Here is a 22,280-nt window from a genome sequence, read left to right as displayed (position 1 = left end):
GTCGACGAGTCCGTCGCCGTCGTTGTCATCCCCGTCACTGCACTGCGGAGGAGTCACCGGGTCGGTCTCGTCGTTGTCGTTCTCGTCCGTGCAGCCCGGGTCGTCGCCGTCGACGAGTCCGTCACCGTCGTTGTCATCTCCGTCACTGCACGCCGGGAGCGGCGGCGCTCCTGCTTCGGAATCGTCGTCGTCGGACTCGCAGTCCGGATCGCCGTTTCGTCCACCGAAGTCGGTCTTGCCGTCGCGATCGTTGTCGACGCCGTCGGAGCACTCCGGCTCGTCCGAACCGGACTCCGGCGAACCGTCGTCGCAGTCCCTATCGAAGCCGTCCGTTGCGCCGTCGTTGTCGTTGTCGATGCCGTCGTTGCACTCGTCCGGCGGAGGCGGCGGCTGGCAGTCGGGGTCGTCCTCATCGACGAACCCGTCTCCGTCGTTGTCGATCCCGTCCGAGCATTCGCCCGGGTTCTCTCCACCGTGCCCTTCAGCACAGTGCGGATTCTTCGCGAGCGGCGTCTCGTTCTCGCAGGCCTTGCCGGGGAAGTGAGCATCAGCAACGATGCCCATGAGGAATACCCCGAGCAGGACCGTGAGGAGAACGATCATCAGCTTCTTAGCCGGCGAACGTTCCACGCACTTCCCCCCTCCTGAGGTCGGCCCACTCCTAGGCAGGCACTCGATCCAGATGGGTCCGATTTCGATGCACCCGGCCTCGGTCCTGCACGAGCTGGGACTTTGGTCACGGCAAGGGTCGGTCTCTGCCGGATTGTCCCCTTCTAACGAAGCCGACTTTCAGAAAAGCTGGGGGCTGCTAGGCGATGGCCCGGGTGGTGTTTCGCCCGGCCTGCTTGGCCTCGTACAAGGCAAGGTCGGCCCGGTGGAGGAGCTCGGCGAGGTCGCCGCAGTCGCCGGAGGCCGAGACGCCCATGCTCAACGTTGCGCGCACGGCCCCGCCCGGCGTCTCCACGACGACATCCTGCGCGCGTATCCGGCCGGCAGCCGCGAGAGCGGCCTCCAGATCAGCGTCCGGGAGCAGGATGACGATCTCGTCGCCGCCGTAGCGTCCGATGAGATCACCTGAGCGGAGGCCTTCGGTGCACTGCCGGGCGACGCTCTGCAGGACCGAGTCACCGGCGGCGTGCCCGAAGGAATCGTTTATCGACTTGAAGTGATCGATGTCGACCATCATCGCGGCGAGCGGACGGCCGCCCCGCCGCGCCAGGTAGAACTCTCGCTCGGCGAGCTCGTAGAAGTGACGGCGACTTCCTAGTCCGGTGAGCGAATCGGTGCTCGCGAGCTGATGGAGCTCGCGGAGCAATCGCAAGTTCTCGCGCAGGGCGGCGATCTGGCGGGCCACGACCAGCGTCGTGACGATAAGCGCGCCGACCATCAGGCCACCGATCGGATAAACGGCCTGGTTCCAGCCGACGATCGCGAGCAGCAGGAAGCTCGCGAAGATCGCGATGTACGGGTAGGGACTGAACGTCCTGAGCTCCGGCGGCCGGATCGCTCGTCCATGATCGCCGCGTGACGCGTGCCAATACTGGTACTGCGCGCTCACCACGGTCAGGATCTGCGCGATCATGAACGCCGAGTCGGGCCAGTCGCCGCCGGCGTAGGAGTCGTTCAGCGCCAAGTGCGCGAAACCGATGTCGCCGATCACGAGCACGAGCAGTCCCGACGCGAGGATCCCGAGCGCGTGTCCGCTTCCTCTCGCAGGCCGGCCGAGCAGGATCCGCGCGATGCCGAACAGAAGGACGAGATCGCCGATCGGATAGGCGATCGAGACCGCCGACTCGAGGAGGTTCGATCCGCTCGCCTGGGCGGTCGGCCCGAGCGAGAAGTACCAGAGGATCATCGCCGAACCGACGACCACGGTTCCGCCGTCGAGCCAAAGCTTCGTGCGCTCCGTGGCGTTGCGCGGTCCCGTCGGGAAGGCGAAGATCCCCCAGAGCAAGAGCGGATAGAAGGCGATGTACGCCACATCCGCGATGGACGGGAACGGCGCACTGCCGAGGTTCTCTTCGAGCGTCCAGATCGCGTCGCCCAGCCAGTACAGGAAGAACGACGCCGCGATGATCCGCCACGCCCGTGCGGTCCGGCGGTCGAGACGCTCATGGCGGCCCGCGCGAAGGGCGAGCGCTGCAGCCGCGAGGCTCACGGGAAGGAAGGCGATATCGCTGATCAGGGTCCGGCGCCCGGGGCCTCCCCAGCCGAAGATCTGCCAAGCGAGGAAGACGAGTCCGTAGACGGTGAGACCGGCGACGACCCTGCCACCCGGATCGCGAACCCAGTCTCGCGCTGCGCTCAAAAGGGCATCGCGACGCGACGCCTCCGGCCCCAGACGGATCGCCTCGCTTTCCACGGTCACCTCCCGCACCTCCCGGACGAAGTTCGTCCAGAAACGTCCGATGCGAGCCTCCTGGGATGAATCGGCGTTCGGCGCCGGGCTCTTGACCTGGACCCGCCTAAACCACTCTCTGTGGTTCGTCCCATAGGCCCGGATGGGCTATGCCTTGCACACTGAGGCATGCGAGTCGGCCTGGCGCTCCCGCAATACGAGGTGGACCGCGATCCCCGCGCGGGCTCGATCCTCGACGCAGCAGTCGGTGTCGCTCGCCGGGCCGAGGCCCTCGGTATCGACGGCGTTTGGGTGTCCGATCATCCGTTCGCCGTCGCACCCGACGGGACGGTGTCGGGTGCGCTCGAGCCGCTGGTGCTGCTCGGTGCACTGGGGCGCGAGACGTCCCGGATCGAGCTCGGAACCCTCGTACTCGCCGCGACGATGCGGAGCCCGGGCCTCGTCGCGCATACCGCGCGCGGTCTGGCTCCGGGGCGTCTCGTCGTCGGCGTCGGGACGGGTTGGTACGAGCCCGAGCATCGCGCGTTCGGGATCGCACTTCCCGGCTACGGGGAGCGGATCGCGCGCGTTGAAGCGACGCTCGAGGCATTGCGCGGACTCGGCCGAGAGCGACCGGTGATCCTGGCGGGAGGGACGGGGCCGCGATTGATCGACCTTGCCGCGCGACACGCCGACGTATGGAACGTTTCGTGGGACGCTTCGCCGGACGGCTTCGCGCTGCTGTCTCGACGACTGGACGAGGCCTGCGATCGCGCCGGCCGGGAACGGTCATCGATCCGCCGTTCCGTCGGGCTCACGGTTCTGGTGGGCGCGAGCGACCGCGACATCGATGCGGCGGTCGAGCGACTCCGCGGGAGGGCCGCGTTCCTATCGGGCGTCGATCGCGAAACGCTCGCCGCGCGGATCGTCACCGGCACCCCGCAGAGTTGCGCGGAACGGATCGCCTCCTACCAGGCGGACGAGGTGGTGGTCGCGCTCCTGCTGCGCGACGATCCCGAGATGCTGGAGCTGTTCGCGACCGAAGTCGTGCCGGTCGTCCGAGGGTCGCGTTAGGAGGCGCGGATCTTCGAACGCCGGACCAGCGCTGTGATCCCCGCGAACGCCAGAAGCGCGAGCGCCGCGGCGGTCCGCGCGGGGACGCCGGTCGCCGGAAGAGAGCCGGCCGGCGCCGGCGGTGCGACGCCCGGACGCTGAGAGCCTGAAGCGACGACCGGCTCGATCTTTATCGTCATCTTCGTCGAGCCCGCCGGCGCCGTGAGCGCGCGCGCGCCGAACGAACCCGCGAGCGTCACGACGGCCTGTGCCGGAGACTCGATCGTCAGCTCGAACGGTTTCGTCGTGTCGATGCCGGCGCGCTCGCTCCAGATCGTCACCGCCGAAACCCCCTCGAGCGAGACCTCGAGCGCGTTCCGCGGAGTCTCGGTGCCTTGCGTCCACGTGAGGCCGCGTTTGATGTGCGGCGCCGGGTCGACGCCGACGCCGGCGATCTCGGACGTGGCCGGCAGCGCCTCGCCGTGGACGAGCGAACGTGCGTCCACCAGCGCGCTTTCCGCGCCCTGTGCGACCCGCACGCCGGAGAGCCAGTAGGCATGGTCGTGCACGAGCCCGAGTTTCGGCACGTCCTGCCCGGGGACGACCCGCAAGGTGATGTGCGACGGCGCGGGGTCGAGCTTGGCGGCGCCGAGGAAGTCCCGGCCCGGCCCCCACTCGTCGAGGATCGAGAAGAGGAAGTGGTCGTGCGTCGTGAACAGATCCAGCTCGTGCCGCAGTCCCAGCTCGTGCAGCCGGTTCTCGAACTGCAGCGTGCCGAGCACGGGAACCAGCTCGTCGATCATCCCGTTCCACATGAGCAGCGGCACGTTGCGGAGGTTGGTGGCGATGTCGAAGTTGTGGTTGACGCTCGAAACCATCCCGCCGGTCGGCCCGCCGAGGATGTCCTCGTCCGCCGGCCCGACGACGGCGAACGCCTTCGCGAACAGGTCGGGATACTGCGCGCCGAGCTTGTAGGTTCCGTAGCCGCCCATCGAATAGCCACCGATCGTGACGTGCGACGGATCGATGTCGTAGCGCGATGCGAGGTCGGCCCACGCCTCGAACACGTCGACCTCGGCTTCGTCGTGGTACCAGCCGTCGGGACCGCGGCCCGCGGGCGTGAGCAGGAACGAGCCGCGTCCCTCGCCGAGCTGCGCCAAGCTGTTCGGAGCGAACGCTGCGTACTGGTTGTAGCCGGCGGCAAGTGAGTGCAGCCAAAGATGCAGCGGCGCCGGATGACCCTTGCGGTAACTGATCGGCACGTAGACGGAATACGGCTGGATGCGACCCAGGAACATCGGTCGGGTCGGTTGAGCGCCTTCGCCGAGATCGAGGTGTGAGACGTACAGCCGGTTGAGGTGACCGTACGTCGGCACGTGGGACTCGGAGACGTGCGCGCGAAGCTTCGCGAACGAGATGTCGGCATGGAGGCCCGAGATGTCGCGCGCCGCCAGCGCCAGCGCCTGCGCGTGGTCGCGATGGCTCCCGATCCCGGCGCCGCGCGAACCGCGTTCGAGCGTGATCCCCCCGATGGGCTCGTGGAAACGGAATCCCACGTTGAACACCGGCGGCGCGTCGGTGCCGTGGGCTCCGCCGGGCAGCGTCCCGGTCGGCTCGTCTTGGATCGGCTTGAACGACTTCGCTCCCGCGTCGAAGAGGCCGACGACCAGATAGTGGCGCCACGTCTGCGCGCCCGGCTTCAGCGGCGCCCGGATCTCGATCTGATTGCGGAGCACGTCGGCGCGGGAGGGGATCGCCTTCCCGTCGAGCGTCGCGCCGGAACCCCACGAAACGACGACGTGCTCGAGCCCGAGCGCGCCGAGGGAGCCGATCCCCGAGCCCCAGTCGTCCATCCCCGTCGACGCGTCGCGGTCCGTGTCGATCCCGATCGCGATGCCGGCGACGTCGGGAGCGAGCATCGTGTTCAGCGTGATCCGGTAGTCGAGCGTGTCGCCGAAAGTCCGCGCTCGGAACTCCAGCAGGTCGGCCGCGTCGTAGGCGTACGTCTTCGCGTCGGTCGGGTAGACCATGTCGCCGGTGATCCCGCTGAAGGTGGAGTCGGAGGCCGCCGGAACCGGATCGGGAGGAAGCGGCGCGTTGGTGGTGTTGGCTCCGAAGGAGTCGTAGATGAAGTCTTGGTAGAGGTACTCGCCGCCCGCGTAGGCGTCTGCCCCCGACACCATCAGCGGCGCGGCGGGCCAACCGCCGGAATCCTCCAGCATCGGAGCGGAGGCCAGAGGCGCGTGCAGGACCGCCGGGCCCGGCTTCGGCACGGCCGGACGAGGAACCACTCGCAGTGCTGGAGCCGCGCCGCGGACCGGCATCACCACAGCCAGCAGCGCCAGGAAGGCAAAAGAGAGGATCAGACGGGCGGGTATGCGCACGGTATCCACTTCGACGCGCGCGGCTCCCAACCCTGCGGGATGCGCTGGCGTCCGGCAACTTCCGAGGCGCCGCGCAACGGGCTATCGGCGCAGCAGCCAGGCGGCGTTGCCTCCGAACAGCTTGTCCCGTGCGACGCCGGCAAGATCGCCGGTCGCCGCCTGGTACTGGCGGAGCGGCTCGGCGATCCCCTCGGCGTGCGGCCAATCGCTGCCGAACATGAACATGTCCTCTCCGATGAGGGAGATCAGGTTCGCCGGCTGCTCGTAGGCGAGTGCGGCGACGCGAACGTTGCGCTTCATGTACTCGCCGGGCTTGAGGGCGAGCTTCGTCGGCGGCTCGCCGTGCCGGGCTACGTAGAAGCCGTACGCGCCCTCGAGCATGAGCACGAACTGCGGAACCCAGTGCGCCGTCAGCTCGATCACGCCGATGCGCAGGTCGGGATGCCGGTCGAAGGTGCCGTTGACGATCATGTTCGCGAGCGCGACCGCCGGGGCCACCCACAAGAAGACGGAGTCGAGGATCCGGTCGACCGGCTCGGGATCGCCCTCGAACCACGCCTGGTCCAGCGGGCTTCGGAAACCGCCGACGTGGAAGACCGGCGAGACGCCGTGCTCGACGAATGCGCGCCAGATCGGATCGAGGTCGGGGTGTGACAGCGCTTTGCCGTCGACGGGTGCCGGTCCGACCATCGCGAGCCTGATCCCGTCGGCGTAGAGATTCTTCAGCTCGGCGAGCGCCCACTCCTGATCGCGCAGGGTCATGTGAGCGACGCCGTGGAGTCGCCCGGCGCCGTCCGCGACCGCGGTCGCCATCCATCGGTTGAAGGCGCGCATGTTCCCGCATTGCGCCTCGACGTCTTGGGCGAGCATCTCCTCCCACAACAAGCCGAAGTTCGGGAACAGCACCGCGGCGTCGAGTCCCCACTCGTCGAGACGGCCGAGCCGGGCCTTGGCGTCGTGGTATTCGAGCGGGATCACGTCGTCGTAGCGATGCTCGGCCGGCTCACCGCGCGCGAGGCGCATGCGCATGTCGCCGATCGCCTTCGCCTTGCCGGGGAACTGGACCTCGGCGAGATACAGACGTTCGCCTCTCCAGGTCAGCCAGGGATAGCCGAGCTCGTCGTCCTCGATCGCGAGCGCCCGGTCGCGGAGCGACGGATCGATGTGCTCGCGCCACATCGTGCGCGGCTCGAACAGATGCTGGTCGACGTCGATGACGGCGCTCATGGGGAGTCATCTTCTAGCGAGCCGGCGGACCGGGCAAGCCTTCGTCCATCATCCTGGGCGTATGCTCTGCCCGTGAGCCAACCGCCGCCGAAGGGCTCGACGGAACGGACGATGGTTCACCATGTTTCGCCTGAAACTCTGCGGTCCTTCCTCGAATCCGCGCCGGACGCCGTCGTGATCATCGATGCTGCCGGCCACATCGTGCTCGTCAATCGGCAAACCGAACGGCTATTCGAGTACGACCGGGAAGTACTGGTCGGGTCGCCGATCGAGATGCTCCTGCCGGAGCGCTTCCGGGACGCCCACGTCACCCATCGGGCCGGGTATCTCGCCGATCCGCGAACGCGGCTGATGGGCGCGGGATTGGAGCTCTACGGGCGAAAGAGCGATGGCCGTGAGTTCCCCGTCGACATCTCGCTCAGCCCGCTGACCACGGAAGCCGAGGTGCTCCTCGCCGCCGCGATCCGCGATACAACGGAGCGTCACCGTGCCGAGGCCGAGCGCTTGGCTCTCGCCGCGATCGTGGAGTCCTCGGACGATGCGATCCTCGCCAAGAGCCTGGACGGGATCATCACGACCTGGAACCGCGCCGCTCAGCGCCTCTACGGCTACGCCGCGGCCGAGGTCGTCGGCCGCTCGATCTCGCTGCTGATCCCGGACGAACGCGCCGGTGAGGAGAAGGACATCCTCGAGCGGATCGGCCGCGGTGAGGACGTCGACCACTACGAGACGGAGCGGATCACCAAGTCCGGCGCGCCGATCAACGTGGCGGTCACCATCTCGCCGGTCCGCGATCCATCCGGCACGGTGGTCGGCGCATCGGTCATCGGCCGTGATATCACGGCACGGGTCAGAGCGGAGGCGGCGGTGCGGGAGCGCGAGCAGCGCTTCCGGGCGTTCCTCGAGTTCGCGCCGGATGCGATCGTGATCATCGACCCCGACGGAGAGATCGTCCTCGTGAACGCTCAGACGGAAAAGCTGTTCGGCTACGAACGCGACGAACTCGTCGGGAAGAGCGTCGAGGAGCTGCTCCCCGAACGGTACCGGGCCGTGCACGTCGGCCATCGGAGCGATTACCTCCGGGATCCTCGTTCTCGGCCGATGGGGGAGGGGCTTGCGCTCTCCGGCTTGCGCAGGGATGGGAGCGAGTTCTCCGTCGACATCTCACTCGGTGCCTTGAAGACCGACGAGGGGCTTCTGTTGGTAGCAGCGATCCGCGACATCACCGAGCGCAGGCGCCTCGAGGATCTGCGGGACGAATTCATCGAGAACGCGGCGCACGAGCTCCGCACGCCGCTCGCGACCCTCGCGGGGCTCGGGCAGGTGCTGGCCATTCATCTCAAGGAGATGACCGACGAGCAGATCGAAGAATCGCTCGCTGCGCTCAAGCGTCAGGGAGAACGAGCGAGCACTTTGGTAGCCAACCTCCTCGATCTGTCCCAGGTGGAGTCCGGGCGGGCAACGCTGCGCTTAGAGGGCGTCGACCTTGCGACGACGATCCGGGGAGCGCTCGGCTCCGCGCCGGCACCCGAAGGCAGAACCGTATCCGTGTTGGTGGCGGAGGGCCTGCGGGTCCGAGCCGATCCCGTTCGCTTGGAGCAGGTGGTCACGAACCTGCTCGTCAACGCCTACCGATACGGTGGCCCGCACATCGAGGTGCACGCCCACGAAGTGCATCCGTACATCGAGTTCTGGGTCGAAGACGACGGAGCGGGCGTATCCCCCGACCTCGTTCCACGGCTCTTCGAGCCATTCACGCGCGGCAAGAACGCAAGGGCCATCAGTGGCTCCGGCATCGGTCTCGCGCTCGTACGCCGGTTGGTGGAGGCGTTCGGGGGTGTCATGTGGCACGAACCCGTCGATCCACACGGTGCTCGTTTCCTTGCTCGCCTCAACGGGGCGTGATCGGCTGATGCCGGGCGGACCGATCTTGCTGGTCGAGGACGAGGCCGACATCCAGTTGACCGTGCGGCTCACGCTCGAGATGTCGGGCTACGTGGTTGTGGCCGTGGCGTCCGCAGAGGACGCACTCGAGGCGTTGGACCGCATCACTCCGTCGGTTGTGCTGCTCGATATCTCCCTGCCCGGGATGGACGGGTGGACGTTCCTCTCCACGCTGAAGGCCGATGGGCGTCTCGACGCGTTGCGTGTCGTCGTTGTGTCGGCCCATGTGAGCGAGGAAGCGTCGAGGAAGGCAGACGCATTCGGCGCGCAATACCTGACGAAGCCCTTCGACGTCCAAATGCTTCGCAGCTTGATCGCCAAGATCATCGGGGACTCGGGGAGCTGAAGATAAGATGCGCGGCCGCGAGGGTGCCGCGATCTAATCGATCACCGGGAGGGCGATGTAGGACTCGGAGCCGGGCCCGAAGTAGATCGTGTTCAGCGCCGGCTTGATCAGCGTGAGATGGTTCGGCGTGTCGGCCGAGTAGATGTCCACGCGCAGCCGGTGTCCCGCCGCCCAGGTCTTGGCGACGGGCCAGACTTCGATGTCGTACTCGCGCGGCGTTCCGTCGGCCGGCGGCGGATCGAGGGCCGCGAGGGTGTGCGGATGGAACGGCGCCATGTTGACCCCGTCGATGAAGCTGCTTTGGGATGCGTCGACGGTTCGGTGCGACGCGCGCAGGTAGCCCTGCGTGACGAGCGTCGCGGTGCCGTCGGGTGCGACGTCGGACACCTTCACGACGAAGTCGGTGTCGTGATAGGGCGGCAAGACTTGCAGGATGCCCGGCCAGCTTCCGGCGAGGGCCGGATCTCCCGGCAGCCCCTGCGTTCCCGCGACCAGATGGACGGCGATCGGTCCGGCGACCGACAGGGGTGCGCTCAGGACAGGGGTCTCGAAGGTCACGCCCTCGCTATCCAGCCGCTGATCCAGCTGAAGCTGCGGAACCGGGATGCCGGCCGCGTTGTCCCACCGCGACCAGGTCTCGGCCTTCCCCTGGGCGGGCTCGTAGAGATAGGTCCCGGCGCACGTCCCGCTGCAGACCGCGGGGAGGGTGCGCGCGAGGAGGTTGCCCGGCGCCATGAAGAGCTTCTCCGCATTGACGCCGGCGGGCGGCCAGCTCGCGGCCGTGCGCCAGTCGCCGTCGGCCGGCGTCATCGCGTTCAGCTTCCCGCTCGTCGTCTGGAAGTAGGACACGCGCGGGCCGCCCATCCAAGCGGGGGCGGGGATGCCGTTCGCCGCTGCCTCGAGCCAGTGGCGGTACCAGTCGCCGAGCCGCTGCTTGAACCCCTGGTCGGGGTCGATGAAGTGCGTACCGGTGTGGTTCCAGGGCCCGACGATGAGGAAGTTGGGCCCCCGGCCGGGACCCTCGAGCGCGAGCGCTTCCTGGAAGGTGCGAAGTTGGCCGCGCGTGAACGCGTCGAAGAAGCCGGCGAGGTGCAGCGTCGGCACGCGGAGGTTTTCGATGCGAGGCAGGGCGCTCGAGTCCTCGTAGATCCGCTGCGACCACTGCGGCGTCGATCCGTTGCTCGCGAAGGTCGCGTCCGCGTACGGGCGTTCGATGTAGTTCACGATCAGCGGGTCGTTCTTGGTGAGGTGATCGGTCCATGCCGCGGCCGCCGGGCCCGACGGGAGATCGGTCGGCGGCTGGGTGTAGAACGCCGTCGTGCCGGCGGACCAGATGGCGCCGAAGGTCCCGATCACGACGCCGCCGTGGTACACGATGTCGCGGTACAGGTCCCCGTAGGCGCGCGCCGGCGCGATCGCCGCGAGGTGCGTGGAGCCGGTCGGCAGCCGTCCGTACCCAACGTCGCCGGGGGAGGTGGGCAGCGACGCGACGAGGTACTGGATGATCCCCGAGTACGAGCCGCCGTACATCCCGACCGTCTCTTCGCAGAGCTTGTTCGTGTCGTTGAGCGGCTTGCCGTCCTTGGTCGCCGTCGTGGCCGCCCAGTCGATCCACGCGACCGTGTCCTGCTGCTCGCGTACCGAGAACACGATGTCGTACTCGCCGGCGGAGCCGCCGGTGCCGCGGGCGTCGACCTCGATGAGCGCGACCCCTTGCGACGGAAGGTAGCTCGCCCCTTCCTCGGCCCTTGTCTCTTTTCGGTACGGGGTGAGCTCCACGACGCACGGGTAGAGGCCGTCGCCGTCCGCGTCGGGGATCGTCGGGACGTACACGTCGGCAGCGAGCGGCACGCCGTCGTCCATCGCGATGCGAACGTCGGTGATCATCGTGTAGTCGGCCGCGCGGGCCGGGATCGGCTGGAGCGCGAGCGCAGCGAGAAGGAGCAAGGATGCGAGTCGCTTCACGGCCGGAACCCCCCGTCGTCGGTCGTTGAGGGGTTCGGGCCCGGGCCGCCGGGTTCCTGCTAAGAGTGCTCCCAATTGGACGGTATACGAAAAACCCTCCCCGCTTGGAGGGTGAGCCGTTCGCACTGAGCGACCCACACACGAAGTGTCGTCGGGGCGGATACCGGCGTCGGACGAAGAACTGCGTCAGGCACCACGGACGAGTCGCCAGTCGATCTTCTTGCCGACCGCGGTCGCGAACCGCTGGAGGGTCGCCACGGTGGGGTTCATCTCTCCCCGTTCGAGTCGGGCGACGGCTGAGGTGGACGTCTTCATCCGAGCCGCGACATCCGATTGGGTTAAGCGCGCAGCACGACGGGCAGATGCAAGTTCCCGGAGGAGTCGTTTTCGCTCTGCGGCCGCCTGAATGAGGCGCGGGAAGTCTGGATTCCGCTCCGTACGCTCAGTGACGTAGTCCTCCAGGTCATCTCGAGGGGACCGTCGCGGCGTCTTCGATCTCGGCATTGGCATTATCATATATGAGAACTCCAGTTCGTCATGGGCAGCGTAGACCTGGACAACGACGCAGATGATGTCTTGAACTTCCGTTCGGGCTGATCGGCCGAAGAATCCGTTTACCGGAGCGGACCATTTCGACCACCGTCTGGTCGATGCTCGCGTTGGCGCAGGTCGATCGTGTCGGACGTCGTGCTGTCGGAGTTCGTGCTACCAGTGCCCCCGGCAGGAATCGAACCTGCACACACGGTTTAGGAAACCGATGCTCTGATCCGTTGAGCTACGGGGGCGGGGCATGGCGAAAACCTGGGCGAAAACCCGACCGACCAGGCAGCTCCACGAAAGAACTGTAACGCACGAGGCCAGCGGGTTTTCGGAGGTCGCAGAGTTCTACGGGAGCCTCTTGGGCAGACTTCGCCAGGCCTACTACCTGCTTGAGGCTAGTGAGTGATCAGGCGGCTTGTGCAGAGCTCGTGCCGTAGCGGCGGCTAGCGAGGGCGTTGACCATCAAGGCATAGCCCAAGACATTCACGAGTTGCCGGGCGTGGCCGAGACTGTGGCCCGGCGCAGATAGAGGCGGTCGTCGACTCCACGGTTGATGCTCTCGATGTCAATGCGGTCCCGGAACATCGGCTGGAAGTCGGGATCGCTTGGCGGAATGACGCGCAGGTTCTCGTACGGTCGAAGCCGCGGTCTCGATCTTCATCGGTTGTGTCGAGCCGCAAGATCGCGGAGGTCCGGGCGTCCCTTCGCGGGTGAACTCAGAACGACCGTGCCGTTCCGATCGGGAGAAGCTCCGGAGACAGCGCGATCGAAGCCCGCGAGAGTGCAATTCGACCTGTTCAAGCTTGGCGGCGCTGTGTATCGTGCTCCTCGAGTGGCTGGCGTAGGCTTTCTTAGACCGAGGGGGATGCACCATGGGCAAACCGACGATCGAGCAACTGCGTGAGCAGGTGCGGGCACCGATCATCACGGCCGAGGACCCCGGCTACGTCGAGGCTCGCGCCGTCCACAACGGCATGTTCGACAAGCATCCGAAGGTGGTCGTCCGCGCGGAGCAGGTCGCCGATGTGATCGGCGCCGTGAACTTCGCGCGTGACGCCGGACTGGACCTGGCGGTCCGAGGCGGCGGTCACAGCGCCCCAGGATTCGGTACGAACGACAACGGCGTCGTGATCGACCTTTCACTCATGAGAGGCGTTCACGTCGATCCCACGGCACGCACTGCGCGCGCCGGCGGTGGCGCCACGTGGGGTGACTTCAACTACGCGACGCACGCGTACGGACTCGCCACCCCCGGCGGCATCGTTTCCACGACCGGCGTCGGCGGGCTCACGCTCGGCGGGGGCATCGGGCATCTGACGCGCGGGTACGGCCTGACGATCGACAACCTGCTATCTGCTGATGTGGTCACCGCCGACGGAAAAGTCAAGACCGCGAGCAAGGACGAGAATGCCGATCTCTTCTGGGCGCTCCGCGGCGGCGGCGGCAACTTCGGCGTCGTCAGCTCGTTCGAGTTCAAGTTGCACCCCGTGAAGGACGTCTACGTCGGCCTCTTCTTCTACGAGCTCGAATCGACCGGCGATCTGTTCCGTTTCTATCGCGAGTGGATCAAGAACGCTCCGCGGGAGTACGGGGCGTTCCCCGCGTTCCAGATCGCGCCGCCCCTGCCGTTCATCCCAGAGAACCGTCATGGGGACACGCTCTGTGCGGCGATCGTGCACTGGGCGGGGCCGATCGAGGAAGGCGAGGCGGCGATGAAGCCGTTCCGCGACCTCGCGCCTATCGTCGCGGAGATGGCTGCCCCGATGCCATACCCGTGGCTCAACGGCGCCTTCGACGCGCTCTTCCCGAAAGGGATCCGCAGCTACTGGAAAGGGAACTTCGTCACCGAGTTGAGCGACGAAGCGATCGAGCAGCACGTCATCCACGGCGCGAAGGTGCCGGAGGTGAGCGCGACGATGCATCTGTACCCGATCAACGGCGCGGCCCACGACGTCGCCGACGACGAGACCGCCTTCGCCTACCGCGACGCGAACTTCGCGACTGTGATCGTCGCGGCGTGGCAGGACCCCAAGGTCGACAAAGAGCGGATCCAGTGGGTTCGGGACTACTACAAAGGGACCTCGCCGCACTCGGAGTCGGGCGGATACGTCAACTTCATGTCCGACGACGACCAGGGCAGGATCAAGGACAACTACAAGGGGAACTACGACCGGCTGGTCAAAGTGAAGAAGGAATACGACCCCGGCAATCTCTTCCACATCAACCAGAACATCAAGCCGTAGACGAGGTGACGTCTCTGTTTCCGGCCGCTCGAGCCGGCAACACCGCGTTCCCTACGGCCAAAAGTTTGGAGTGCCCCGGCAGCGATTGAACCTGCACGCACAGTTGAGGAAACCGCTGCTCTAATCCGTTTAGCTACGAGGGACGGGGGCTACGGGGGGCGGGGGGGACGGGGGGTCGGGGTCCACCGCCCAGGCTATGGAGTCATGCCACCTCCGTGCACTTCGAAACCTACGGATCGAGCTGCAAGTCCCAACCCGTCGTCGTGAGTAGCGAGTATGAGCCCCTCGAATTGTTCGCGCGCAAGGAGTGCGCTGGCAAGGTGGATGGCGTCGAGTGATCCAAGCAGAGTTGGAAACGGCTCCGCGGCCCGATCAAGAACGGCTCCGTCAATCGAGATCAGATTGAACGTCTCTAGCATCTCAAGAACGGCAGCCCGCTGCTTTGCCACCGACTCATCTTCGAGTCCGAGTCGGATTCGGGCGCGGTCGATCGTGCGAAGGCACTCGAGCCGAATCAGTTCGCTCGACACCGGAGTCGTGATCTTTGGCCACGCGTTCAATCGGGCCGGTTCTCTCAGGACCACGCGCAGCAACACAGAGGAATCAACGTACGCGTTCACCGTTGTTGCCGCTCCTCGAGCAAGAGCTGGGTGGAGTTGATGCGCCATTTGGCGGGGGTATATCGCTTGCCGCGAACGGTAGTGAACGACCGCGTCGGTCGAGTCACTCGAACGCGCTTTTCGGTCCCCCTGTGTGGGACGATGCGCGCGATCGGTCGATCGCGATCGGTCACGACGAGTTCGGCTCCTGCCTCGACCGCTCGCAGGTGTTCCGAGAGGTGGTTCTTGAGTTCGGCGATCTTGACCGTCTTCATGGCTATATTGAGTCACATCTAGCCATGTATTGTCAAAGGATGACGATTTCGTCCGGGCGCGCCATCTGGTTCGGCAGGGACCGAAGGCCGAACTATTAGAAGGCGCCCGTCCGGTTCTCGGCGATGATTGACCCGTGCCTCTCCAGCGATGCGAGGCGCGCATCTCAAGCGGCCCTTCGCTCCCGTCGACGCCTGGAGTAACCCGATGGACCCGATCCCCGCATTCGACGAGATCCTCGCCGGCGCCCGCGCGGGTGAGGCCCAGGCGTTCGAGCGGCTCTGGCGCGCGTTCCACCCCGCTCTCGGCCGTTACTTCCGCGTGGCCGCTCCGGACGCTGCGGAGGACCTCGCGTCCGAGACCTGGTTGCAGTCCGCTCGGGACATACGGCGCTTTCGCGGCGATGAGCACGCATTCCGGCGGTGGCTGTTCACGATCGCGCGGCACCGCCTCCTCGACCACCAACGGAAGCAACGGCGCGACAAGACCGATCCCGTCCCACACGATTCCTTGCCCGAGAGCGCGGACACGGCTGATCTCGTCGAGGAGCGCCTCTCAACCGCTCAGGCACTTGCCTTGATCCGAACGCTCCCTCCGGCCCAGGCAGAAGCCGTCGCGTTGCGAGTCGTCGCCGGCCTGCCCGTCGCGGACGTCGCGCGGCTGTTGGGGAAGCGCCCGGGGGCCGTTCGTGTGCTGACGAGCCGCGGGCTCCGAGCTTTGGCCGATCACCTGGAGCGCCTTCGCCTGCGCGATCCCAACCACGAAGACGCCTCGACGTAACGAAACGCGCTCCCCGGTCGCTCTTCGTACTGAGATGCCAAAGCACCGGGACGATCGGGACCCGACCGAGGAGCTGCTTGCCGGCACGCTCCCGTCAGACGCAACCCCGGCTTACGACCGGGTCGCAGCCGTTCTACGGGCGGCCGGCGGCCCGCCGAGCGACTCCGAGCTCGCGGGAGCGGAGACGGCCGGGATCAGGCTCGCGGCGGCGGCTCGGCGATCCGAAGGATCCACTCGAAGGGGGATGGGGATGAGCGGTATGTGGCGGGGTATCCGCGCGAAGGTTCCGAACGTCGTGCTCGGGGTCATCATCGGGATGATGGTGGGCGGCGGCGCTTTCGCGGTCGCACAGACCGTCGGAAACCACGGCGGCCCGAATCCCCGGTTCCACGACGCGCGCGTCTGCAACCTCGTCGACGTCGACACGCTGCCCGGGAACTGGACGCACGGCGACTACGTGAGCGCGGTCGAGAAGAAGGATCCTTCGAAGGTTCGCGAGGCGGCCCAGAGCGATTGCGGGAAGCCGAACAAGGGAGCGAAGGGCAACAAGGGCAAGGGCCCGAAGCCCGAGAAGTCGAACGAGCCCGAAGGCAAGCCGACCACGCCGGCGACTAAAAAACCGTCTCCGCCGCCTTCGCCGACCCCATCACCGAGCGAAACCGTCACTTCCTCGCCGTCGCCCGAACCCAGCCCGACCGAACCCACTCCCGCGACGACGCCGTCCGTCCCCAGCACCTAAGCGGAGTCCTAGGGCTTTCGAGCGCCCCGTCGGCCGGGGGGCTGGCCGCTGCGGGCCCGCGAGCCACTGCGCGTTCGCGTCGGGGCGGGCTCCGTCTCTCGTGGGAACCGGGCGATCAGTTCGTACTCGAGCTCGAGCATGCGGCTGGTGTGCGTGGCCATCGCATGAGCGCTGCCGCGGAAGACCGTCTCCTCGCGCGTGCGCCACAACTGTCGCAGCTCGCGGTGGAGCGCCTCATCCGTGAGGTTGCGAGCGGAAACGCCCAGCTTTCGTTTTGTCATCGACGGTCACCACCTAACGGGTATCTCCGATCCTACCCACGAGCGTACCGGCGGCGCGGCGGATCGGCCGTTGATCCCCGAGACGCGGGATGCGGAGACGCTAACCCCATCAGCTGCGCCCGCCGCCTGACGAAGTTTCTGGGCTCCCGTTCGCGTGTTGAACTTCCTCTTCCGGAGCGTGAGGTACGCGAGACCCCCGGCCGGGATCGGCAACCAGAAGTTGGCCGTGCGATAGGCGATGACGCCGAGGATGGCAACGGCCGGAGGCGTTCCGAATCCCACCAGCATCGGCGCGAGCACCGCTTCGACGACGCCGAGCCCGGCGGGTGTCACGGGGATCGCGGCCAGGACGTTGGCGATCCCGAACGAGACGATCAGACCGTCCGCGGAGACGCGGTGCCCGAACGCCGCGAGGAACACCCCGAGCGAAGCGGCCGACAAGAGCCAGCTCGCGCCGGCCCATCCGGCTGCGCGGACCAGGAGCGCTCGGTCCGCGATCAGCACCCTGAGGTGCGCCGTGATGCGAATCATCCCCCGGGACACGGCCGCTTCCTCGACGAACGGCACACGTCGCGATATCGCGCACGCGATGGCACTCGCTCGCCGTTCACCACGCGTGAGACCCAGGATGAGCCCTAGGAACCCACCGATGAGGAGAGAGCCGATGATCGCTGCGGTCAGGTAGAGCGGGTCGAAGCCTCTCATCGGGATCGATACGACGAGCCCGATCCAGAGCAGAAGGTTGAGGATCACGGTGGACCCGATCCCTCGCGCCGCAAGGGCGAAGCCGGCGTCGGTGCCCGTGATGCCCATCCGCGTCAGCAGACGGTAGCTGAGTGCCCACCCGGCAACCGTCCCGCCCGGGACCACGCGGTTCACCGCGAGCGTCGAGAGGTTCATGCGCAACGTCGCACCCAGACGCGGCGTCTTTTCCCTCGGTAGTAGGCTCCGCGTGAGCTGCGCGAAGGCGATGACGGCGGCTACTTCGAGTGCGATCCCGAACGCGATGTACCCGGGGCTGATGCGGTCGAGCAACGCGAAGGCCCTCCCGGCATCTCCGAGCCTCGGCAAGATCAAGAATCCGACGATGGCCAGCGCGCCGAGTGCGATCGCCCCGCGAAGCAGGGTAGGCATACGATTCTTCCGGTCGGGCACGCGTTCGATCGTCAGTGGTTCCACGCAGGAACCCAACGGCGTGGATTCTTGAACTCGGCGAGTCGCGCGGGATCTCCGGGAAGCTTGGCGATGGTCGAGAACCGGACGTTCTCTTCGAGAACGTGATCGATCTCGGGGTTCTCGTGATCCGTAGCGATGGCGAACCAGGAGCCGTGTGCGCGGATGCCTTCGTATTCGATACGCGTCAGACTGATCGGTGCGGTGCAGCCGGCATCGCTGCATTCGCAGATGTAGACCTCCATCGCCTGGTGGCCGCGTTCGTCGCTGGCCATCTCGATGGCTTCGTTCGCGTTTCGGAATCGAAGTTCGTTCTCGACCTCGATAACCCGCCAGTCAAGCATGGTTGCCGCCTCGAGCGGACGGCAGGAGAGGATCATCGATCTCTCCTGCCGAGGAGAATCGCTCGAGGAGGCCTCCGACGGCTTGGGTATTCAGAAGCGAACCCATCCCGACGAGCTCGAAGGTTCTCTTGATGGCGCTGGAGTCGTTGGAGACGGCGAGGATCCGTCCGGCGAGCGCCGCACGCCGGTGAGCTCGGTCGATCCAGTGCAGCCCTGTGGAGTCGATGAATTCCAGCCGGGCGAAGTCGAGCACGATGCCGATCGTCTCGTTCCGCTCCACGGCGACAAGCTCTTCCTCGAGGCGATCGACGGAGGCTATGTCGATGTCCCCTTCGAAGGAGATCACGGCGACGCCGTTCCGGCGCTCGGTAGTAAGAACGAGCAGCGTTGTGGAAGACATTGCGGCCTCTTCTCTCGCAGGAACCCCGATCGTGCTGCTTCGGGGCTTGCGACCGGAGGTCGGGGCCGCGACATGACGACGGCGGGTATTCGGCCGTCGGACTCCACCATAGGCTGCCGGCCGGTCATAGTCAATGGCCCGGTTCCTGGTTCGGTCGCATGTAAACTGGGAAAAAGCCTTGCTAGATCGAACGGTGACCGATTCATGCCGACTCTCAGAGTGTTGATCGCCGACGGAGACGAGGCGCTCCGCGACCGCCTCGCTCGAACCGTGGCCGAGCTCGGCCACGATGTGATCGCTCGTACCGCTTCGCTTTCGAACGTCGCCGCAGTTACCGCGGCCGAACGGCCGGACGTCGCGATCATGATCGTCCAGGAAGGGTCGGATCAAGCTCTCGAGATGATCGGCAGGATCGTCCGTGAAGCGGCCTGTCCCGTGATCGCCGTGCTCGACGTGCAGAACGAGGACTTCATACGGCAGGCCGCATCGCAGGGTATCTTCGCCTACTTGACCGGCGGAGGAGATTCGTCCGCTCTGCAGAGCTCGATCGACATCGTCCTACGACGGTTCTCGGAGTATCACGATCTGGAAGGCGCGTTCGGGCGCCGCGCCGTTACCGAGCGGGCCAAGGGCGTCCTGATGGAGCGGCACGGCGTCGACGAGCAAGGGGCGTTCAACATGCTGCGCGAGGAGGCGCGTCGGACGCAGCGCAAAGTCGTCGACGTGGCGGACGCGGTCCTCGCCAGCCATCGCCTGCTGAAGAAGCTCGAGCCTTCGGCCGGAGATGACCCCCGATAGATCGGGCTAACCCCGAAGCTACTTGCCCTTCTTGGCCTTCTTCGCGGCGCGTTTCTCCTTGAGGCTTCGCTTCGGCTTCTGCTTCTTGTCCTTGGCGCTGCTGCCCTTGTCCTTCGTCCCCATGCCGACCTCCACGATCGTCGCTGAACGAGGTCACTCGTATCCACGTCCGGGGCGGCTACCGTTTGCCTTTGCCGCCGCCACCGCCGCGCTTGCCGAACGACCCTTTGCCGCCGCGCTTCCCACTCTGCTCTGCCTTTTGCTTCGCGCGGCGCTGGTCCTGCTTCTTGCGGCCGCTGTCATGCTTCTGCTTCGCCAAAAGGATCTCCCTCCTCAGGAGAAAGAGACCCTAGCATCGCAGGCCTCGGCTCATGTGTCACTCGGTCTCGACGCGCAAGGCTGCCGAACGCGAGGGATGGCGCAGTTTCGCCAGCGCCTTCGCCTCCAACTGGCGGATGCGCTCCCGGGTCAGCCCGAAGAGCTGTCCGACCTGTTCTAGCGTCAGCGGCTCCTCTCCGGTCAACCCGAAGCGCAAGGCAACGATCCGTCGTTCTCGGTCATTGAGCGTGGCCAGAACCTTGAGGACCTCGTCCCGGCCGATGCCCGACAAGACGTCGTCGTAGCCCCGGCCGGCCTCTTCGTCGGGAACGAACTCGCCGAGCGTGGCATCGCCATCCGTTCCCACCGGGGTCTCGAGCGAGAGGACGTGGGCCGCCAGGCCACGCAGCTCGCGCACGCGATCGACCGGCAACCAGGCCGACTTCGCAACCTCCTCGTCGGTCGGCTCCCTCCCGAGCTCGCCCTTCTGCTGGACCCGGGTACGCCCGACCCGCAACAGGAGCTCGTGGATGTGGACCGGCAGCCGGATGACCCGGCCGCGATCGGCGACACCGCGTTGGATCGCCTGGCGGATCCACCATGTCGCGTACGTCGAGAACTTGAAGCCTTTGCGCCAGTCGAACTTGCCGACGCCGCGCATGAGGCCGATGTTGCCCTCTTGGATCAGGTCGAGAAGCGGAACGCCGGTCCATCGGTACTTTCGCGCCATCGAAACGACGAGCCGGAGGTTGGCCTGGATCATCTCGTCCCTGGCCCGCTCGCCCTCGCGGCGTAACTGCTCATCCTTGCGACGCTTCGAGAGCGCCTGGCTCTTCGGGCCGATCAGTCGCTTATCGGCGAGCTCCCCGGCTTCGATCTGCTTCGCGAGCTCCACCTCTCGCTCGGCGGTCAGCAGCGTGAAGCGTCCGATCCCACGCAAGTAAGCCCCGAGGGTGTCGATCTCGCCGAGACCCACGACGTTCGCGGCCGCTCGTGCCAACTCCGCCGCTTCATGTGGGTCGATCGGCTCGTCGACGTCGGCGATCAGCACCGCATCGTCGAGGTCGAGATCGATGTCTTCTTGAATGGGCTCGGAGCTTGGAGCTTCGGCGTCTCTCAAGTCGCATCCTCGCTCCGGAATCAGTAAAAGCATTGTACGTCCTTTCGGTCGCGCATATTTCCCGTGCGGCGACGGAGCCGTTCGCGAAGCGTGCTCAGCCTTGAATCAGGCCGTGGATGCCGGGCGCGTTGCAGCCAACTGGGCGAGGACGTGGACGCGTGCGTGGCACGAACGCGACGTCGAGGCGATCGTGTCTTTTTACGCCGAGAGGGCGCTTTATCGCGCGCTCATCTTCCGCGAGCCGGACCGGGCCCCGATCCTGCGCTTCGACACCGACGGGCTCATCGTCGATCACCGCGACTACTGGAATCAGGTCGAACGCCGGAAGGAGCCGTATCGAGGTTGGTAACTCCTACTTCACGATCTTGATGTTGAACCCCACGCTCCCCTGACTCATCATCACGCGAACCCAGAGCGGGAGGTACATCTCGAGCCCGCGCGCGCCCGTGATGTCTCCGAGGTCGATCACCGAGCGCCAGCCGAACCACTCCTTCAGGATGCGTGTGACTTCGGCTTTGGCGCCGTCGTCGTTGCCGCAGATCAGCATGTCGTGGTCGCCTCCGCCGACCGCGGCCGGATCGACCATCACCGGCGCGCTCACGATGTTGAGCGCCTTGACCACTTTCGCGTCGGCGAACTTCCGCTGGATCTGTTCGGCCATGGAATCGGTGTTCGAAACGAGCAGCGTCGGGGGCATCCCTTTCGAGAAGTCGAGCGGGTTGGTGATGTCGATCAGCACCCTGCCCGCGAGGTTCGCGGCGCCGGCAGCGCCGAGCGCTTCGAGGGCGGCCCCACCCGATGTCGCGTTGAAGAGGACATCGCCGTGGGCCGCGGAATCCGAGAACGTGGCGAGCCGGACGCCGGGATTCGCGCCAAGCCATGAGGAGGCGGGCTCGAGGCCGCGGGCGCCGGGCTCGGTGCGCGTCATGAGCGCTTCCGGGTCGCGCGTGCCGACGACGACCTCATGGCCGAGGCCCGCGATCTTCTCCGCGAGCGTGCGACCAACGATCCCCGTGCCGAGGACTCCGACCTTCGCCATGGCTTCTCCTCCTGATCGACGCGAGCGCTCAGTCTAGGGCGACCTCTTCGGAGCACCGCCGCAAAAGGACTATCCGAAACCACCCGGAGTGACCATTCGTTTCGGTCAGTGGCGCGTCGATTGAGGCGGTATCGGAAGAGGTGGGCGCCACGTCGTGCACCGGACGCGCGTGAAGTGAGCGCCTTTTGGGGGATTCATCATGTCTACCTCGCGCTCACGCGCCTACGCGCGTCTCGGTTTCATCGCGACCGTCGTTGCCGCCTCGGCTTTGCTTCTTGGGTCGGGGGTGTTCGCGGCTCCATCGAAGGAATACGTCAAGTGTCAGTGGCGAAAGGCATGCGCGACGCCCAGCCCCCCACCGTGCCCCCCCCCCCCC

At 66.5% G+C, this 22,280-nt stretch carries 22 protein-coding genes and 1 tRNA gene; 8 read left to right on the top strand and 15 right to left on the bottom strand.

All coding sequences use genetic code 11. From position 1 onward, the window contains the following. The coding region (locus WEB06_14805) for a hypothetical protein (protein MEX2556882.1) at positions 1–630 on the bottom strand (630 nt) is incomplete at its 3' end. Between the two features lie 178 nt (positions 631–808). Beyond that, positions 809–2,368 carry a GGDEF domain-containing protein gene (locus tag WEB06_14800; GenBank protein MEX2556881.1) on the bottom strand — a complete coding sequence of 520 codons (1,560 nt, stop codon included), beginning with the start codon at positions 2,366–2,368 and terminating at the stop codon, positions 809–811. Between the two features lie 159 nt (positions 2,369–2,527). On the opposite strand from WEB06_14800, the gene WEB06_14795 reads away from it, so the two are divergent. Beyond that, on the top strand, positions 2,528–3,412 hold the full coding sequence (locus WEB06_14795) for an LLM class flavin-dependent oxidoreductase (GenBank protein ID MEX2556880.1): 885 nt from the start codon (positions 2,528–2,530) through the stop codon (positions 3,410–3,412). Here the strand turns inward: WEB06_14795 and WEB06_14790 are convergent. Both WEB06_14790 and WEB06_14785 read right to left on the bottom strand, forming a co-directional pair. Further along, positions 3,409–5,775, bottom strand: a complete 2,367-nt coding sequence (locus tag WEB06_14790; GenBank protein ID MEX2556879.1) for a prolyl oligopeptidase family serine peptidase — start codon at positions 5,773–5,775, stop codon at positions 3,409–3,411. The genes WEB06_14795 and WEB06_14790 overlap by 4 nt on opposite strands. A gap of 81 nt (positions 5,776–5,856) precedes the next feature. Further along, positions 5,857–7,002: an amidohydrolase family protein gene (locus WEB06_14785; GenBank protein ID MEX2556878.1), complete on the bottom strand. Its 1,146-nt coding sequence runs from the start codon at positions 7,000–7,002 to the stop codon at positions 5,857–5,859. 72 nt (positions 7,003–7,074) lie between these two features. Between WEB06_14785 and WEB06_14780 the strand changes: the two genes are divergently transcribed. Beyond that, positions 7,075–8,907, top strand: a complete 1,833-nt coding sequence (locus tag WEB06_14780) for a PAS domain S-box protein (protein MEX2556877.1) — start codon at positions 7,075–7,077, stop codon at positions 8,905–8,907. Between the two features lie 7 nt (positions 8,908–8,914). Beyond that, positions 8,915–9,292: a response regulator gene (locus WEB06_14775; protein ID MEX2556876.1), complete on the top strand. Its 378-nt coding sequence runs from the start codon at positions 8,915–8,917 to the stop codon at positions 9,290–9,292. 33 nt (positions 9,293–9,325) lie between these two features. Here WEB06_14775 and WEB06_14770 read toward each other — a convergent pair whose 3' ends face one another. The 3 genes from WEB06_14770 to WEB06_14760 all read right to left on the bottom strand — a co-directional run bounded on the left by WEB06_14770 (position 9,326) and on the right by WEB06_14760 (position 12,042). Next, the gene (locus WEB06_14770; protein MEX2556875.1) at positions 9,326–11,257 is read right to left on the bottom strand and encodes a CocE/NonD family hydrolase; all 1,932 of its coding nucleotides are present in this window, start codon (positions 11,255–11,257) and stop codon (positions 9,326–9,328) included. 186 nt (positions 11,258–11,443) lie between these two features. Then, a complete protein-coding gene (locus WEB06_14765) occupies positions 11,444–11,761 on the bottom strand; it encodes a helix-turn-helix transcriptional regulator (GenBank protein ID MEX2556874.1) in 318 nt (105 codons plus the stop codon). Positions 11,762–11,969: 208 nt separating this feature from the next. After that, positions 11,970–12,042, bottom strand: a tRNA-Arg gene (locus tag WEB06_14760). A gap of 627 nt (positions 12,043–12,669) precedes the next feature. On the opposite strand from WEB06_14760, the gene WEB06_14755 reads away from it, so the two are divergent. Further along, positions 12,670–14,040 (top strand): FAD-binding oxidoreductase, encoded by a 1,371-nt coding sequence (locus WEB06_14755; GenBank protein ID MEX2556873.1) that lies wholly within the window; start codon positions 12,670–12,672, stop codon positions 14,038–14,040. A 616-nt stretch (positions 14,041–14,656) separates the two neighbouring features. Here WEB06_14755 and WEB06_14750 read toward each other — a convergent pair. Then, positions 14,657–14,914, bottom strand: coding sequence for a type II toxin-antitoxin system prevent-host-death family antitoxin (locus WEB06_14750; GenBank protein ID MEX2556872.1), 258 nt, complete (start codon positions 14,912–14,914; stop codon positions 14,657–14,659). A gap of 205 nt (positions 14,915–15,119) precedes the next feature. Here WEB06_14750 and WEB06_14745 point away from each other — a divergent pair, with 205 nt between their 5' ends. Further along, a complete protein-coding gene (locus WEB06_14745) occupies positions 15,120–15,692 on the top strand; it encodes a sigma-70 family RNA polymerase sigma factor (protein ID MEX2556871.1) in 573 nt (190 codons plus the stop codon). A 34-nt stretch (positions 15,693–15,726) separates the two neighbouring features. Next, entirely contained in the window at positions 15,727–16,431 is a 705-nt protein-coding gene (locus WEB06_14740) for a hypothetical protein (protein ID MEX2556870.1), read from the top strand. 8 nt (positions 16,432–16,439) lie between these two features. Here WEB06_14740 and WEB06_14735 read toward each other — a convergent pair whose 3' ends face one another. Genes WEB06_14735 through WEB06_14720 form a run of 4 tightly spaced genes read right to left on the bottom strand, consistent with a single transcriptional unit; the run spans position 16,440 to position 18,629 of the window. After that, complete coding sequence (locus WEB06_14735) at positions 16,440–16,712, bottom strand: DUF6158 family protein (protein ID MEX2556869.1); 273 nt, start codon at positions 16,710–16,712, stop codon at positions 16,440–16,442. Between the two features lie 6 nt (positions 16,713–16,718). Further along, complete coding sequence (locus tag WEB06_14730) at positions 16,719–17,846, bottom strand: YbhN family protein (GenBank protein MEX2556868.1); 1,128 nt, start codon at positions 17,844–17,846, stop codon at positions 16,719–16,721. A 32-nt stretch (positions 17,847–17,878) separates the two neighbouring features. Then, positions 17,879–18,229 carry a hypothetical protein gene (locus WEB06_14725; protein ID MEX2556867.1) on the bottom strand — a complete coding sequence of 117 codons (351 nt, stop codon included), beginning with the start codon at positions 18,227–18,229 and terminating at the stop codon, positions 17,879–17,881. Beyond that, positions 18,222–18,629 carry an STAS domain-containing protein gene (locus WEB06_14720; GenBank protein MEX2556866.1) on the bottom strand — a complete coding sequence of 136 codons (408 nt, stop codon included), beginning with the start codon at positions 18,627–18,629 and terminating at the stop codon, positions 18,222–18,224. The genes WEB06_14725 and WEB06_14720 overlap by 8 nt, the downstream gene beginning before the upstream one ends. Before the next feature lie 204 nt (positions 18,630–18,833). Here WEB06_14720 and WEB06_14715 point away from each other — a divergent pair, with 204 nt between their 5' ends. Further along, positions 18,834–19,427, top strand: coding sequence for an ANTAR domain-containing protein (locus tag WEB06_14715; GenBank protein ID MEX2556865.1), 594 nt, complete (start codon positions 18,834–18,836; stop codon positions 19,425–19,427). 178 nt (positions 19,428–19,605) lie between these two features. Here the strand turns inward: WEB06_14715 and WEB06_14710 are convergent, their stop codons facing one another. Further along, entirely contained in the window at positions 19,606–19,746 is a 141-nt protein-coding gene (locus tag WEB06_14710; protein MEX2556864.1) for a hypothetical protein, read from the bottom strand. 57 nt (positions 19,747–19,803) lie between these two features. Beyond that, positions 19,804–20,865, bottom strand: coding sequence for a sigma-70 family RNA polymerase sigma factor (locus WEB06_14705; protein MEX2556863.1), 1,062 nt, complete (start codon positions 20,863–20,865; stop codon positions 19,804–19,806). Positions 20,866–20,965: 100 nt separating this feature from the next. On the opposite strand from WEB06_14705, the gene WEB06_14700 reads away from it, so the two are divergent. Beyond that, positions 20,966–21,214: a hypothetical protein gene (locus WEB06_14700; GenBank protein MEX2556862.1), complete on the top strand. Its 249-nt coding sequence runs from the start codon at positions 20,966–20,968 to the stop codon at positions 21,212–21,214. Positions 21,215–21,217: 3 nt separating this feature from the next. Here WEB06_14700 and WEB06_14695 read toward each other — a convergent pair whose 3' ends face one another. After that, positions 21,218–21,904: an NAD(P)-binding domain-containing protein gene (locus tag WEB06_14695; protein ID MEX2556861.1), complete on the bottom strand. Its 687-nt coding sequence runs from the start codon at positions 21,902–21,904 to the stop codon at positions 21,218–21,220. Positions 21,905–22,280: the final 376 nt, after the last annotated feature.

The sequence above is a fragment of the Actinomycetota bacterium genome, assembly GCA_040905475.1.
GTDB lineage: Bacteria > Actinomycetota > AC-67 > AC-67 > AC-67 > DATFGK01.
This window is presented reverse-complemented; position numbering and strand designations above follow the sequence as displayed.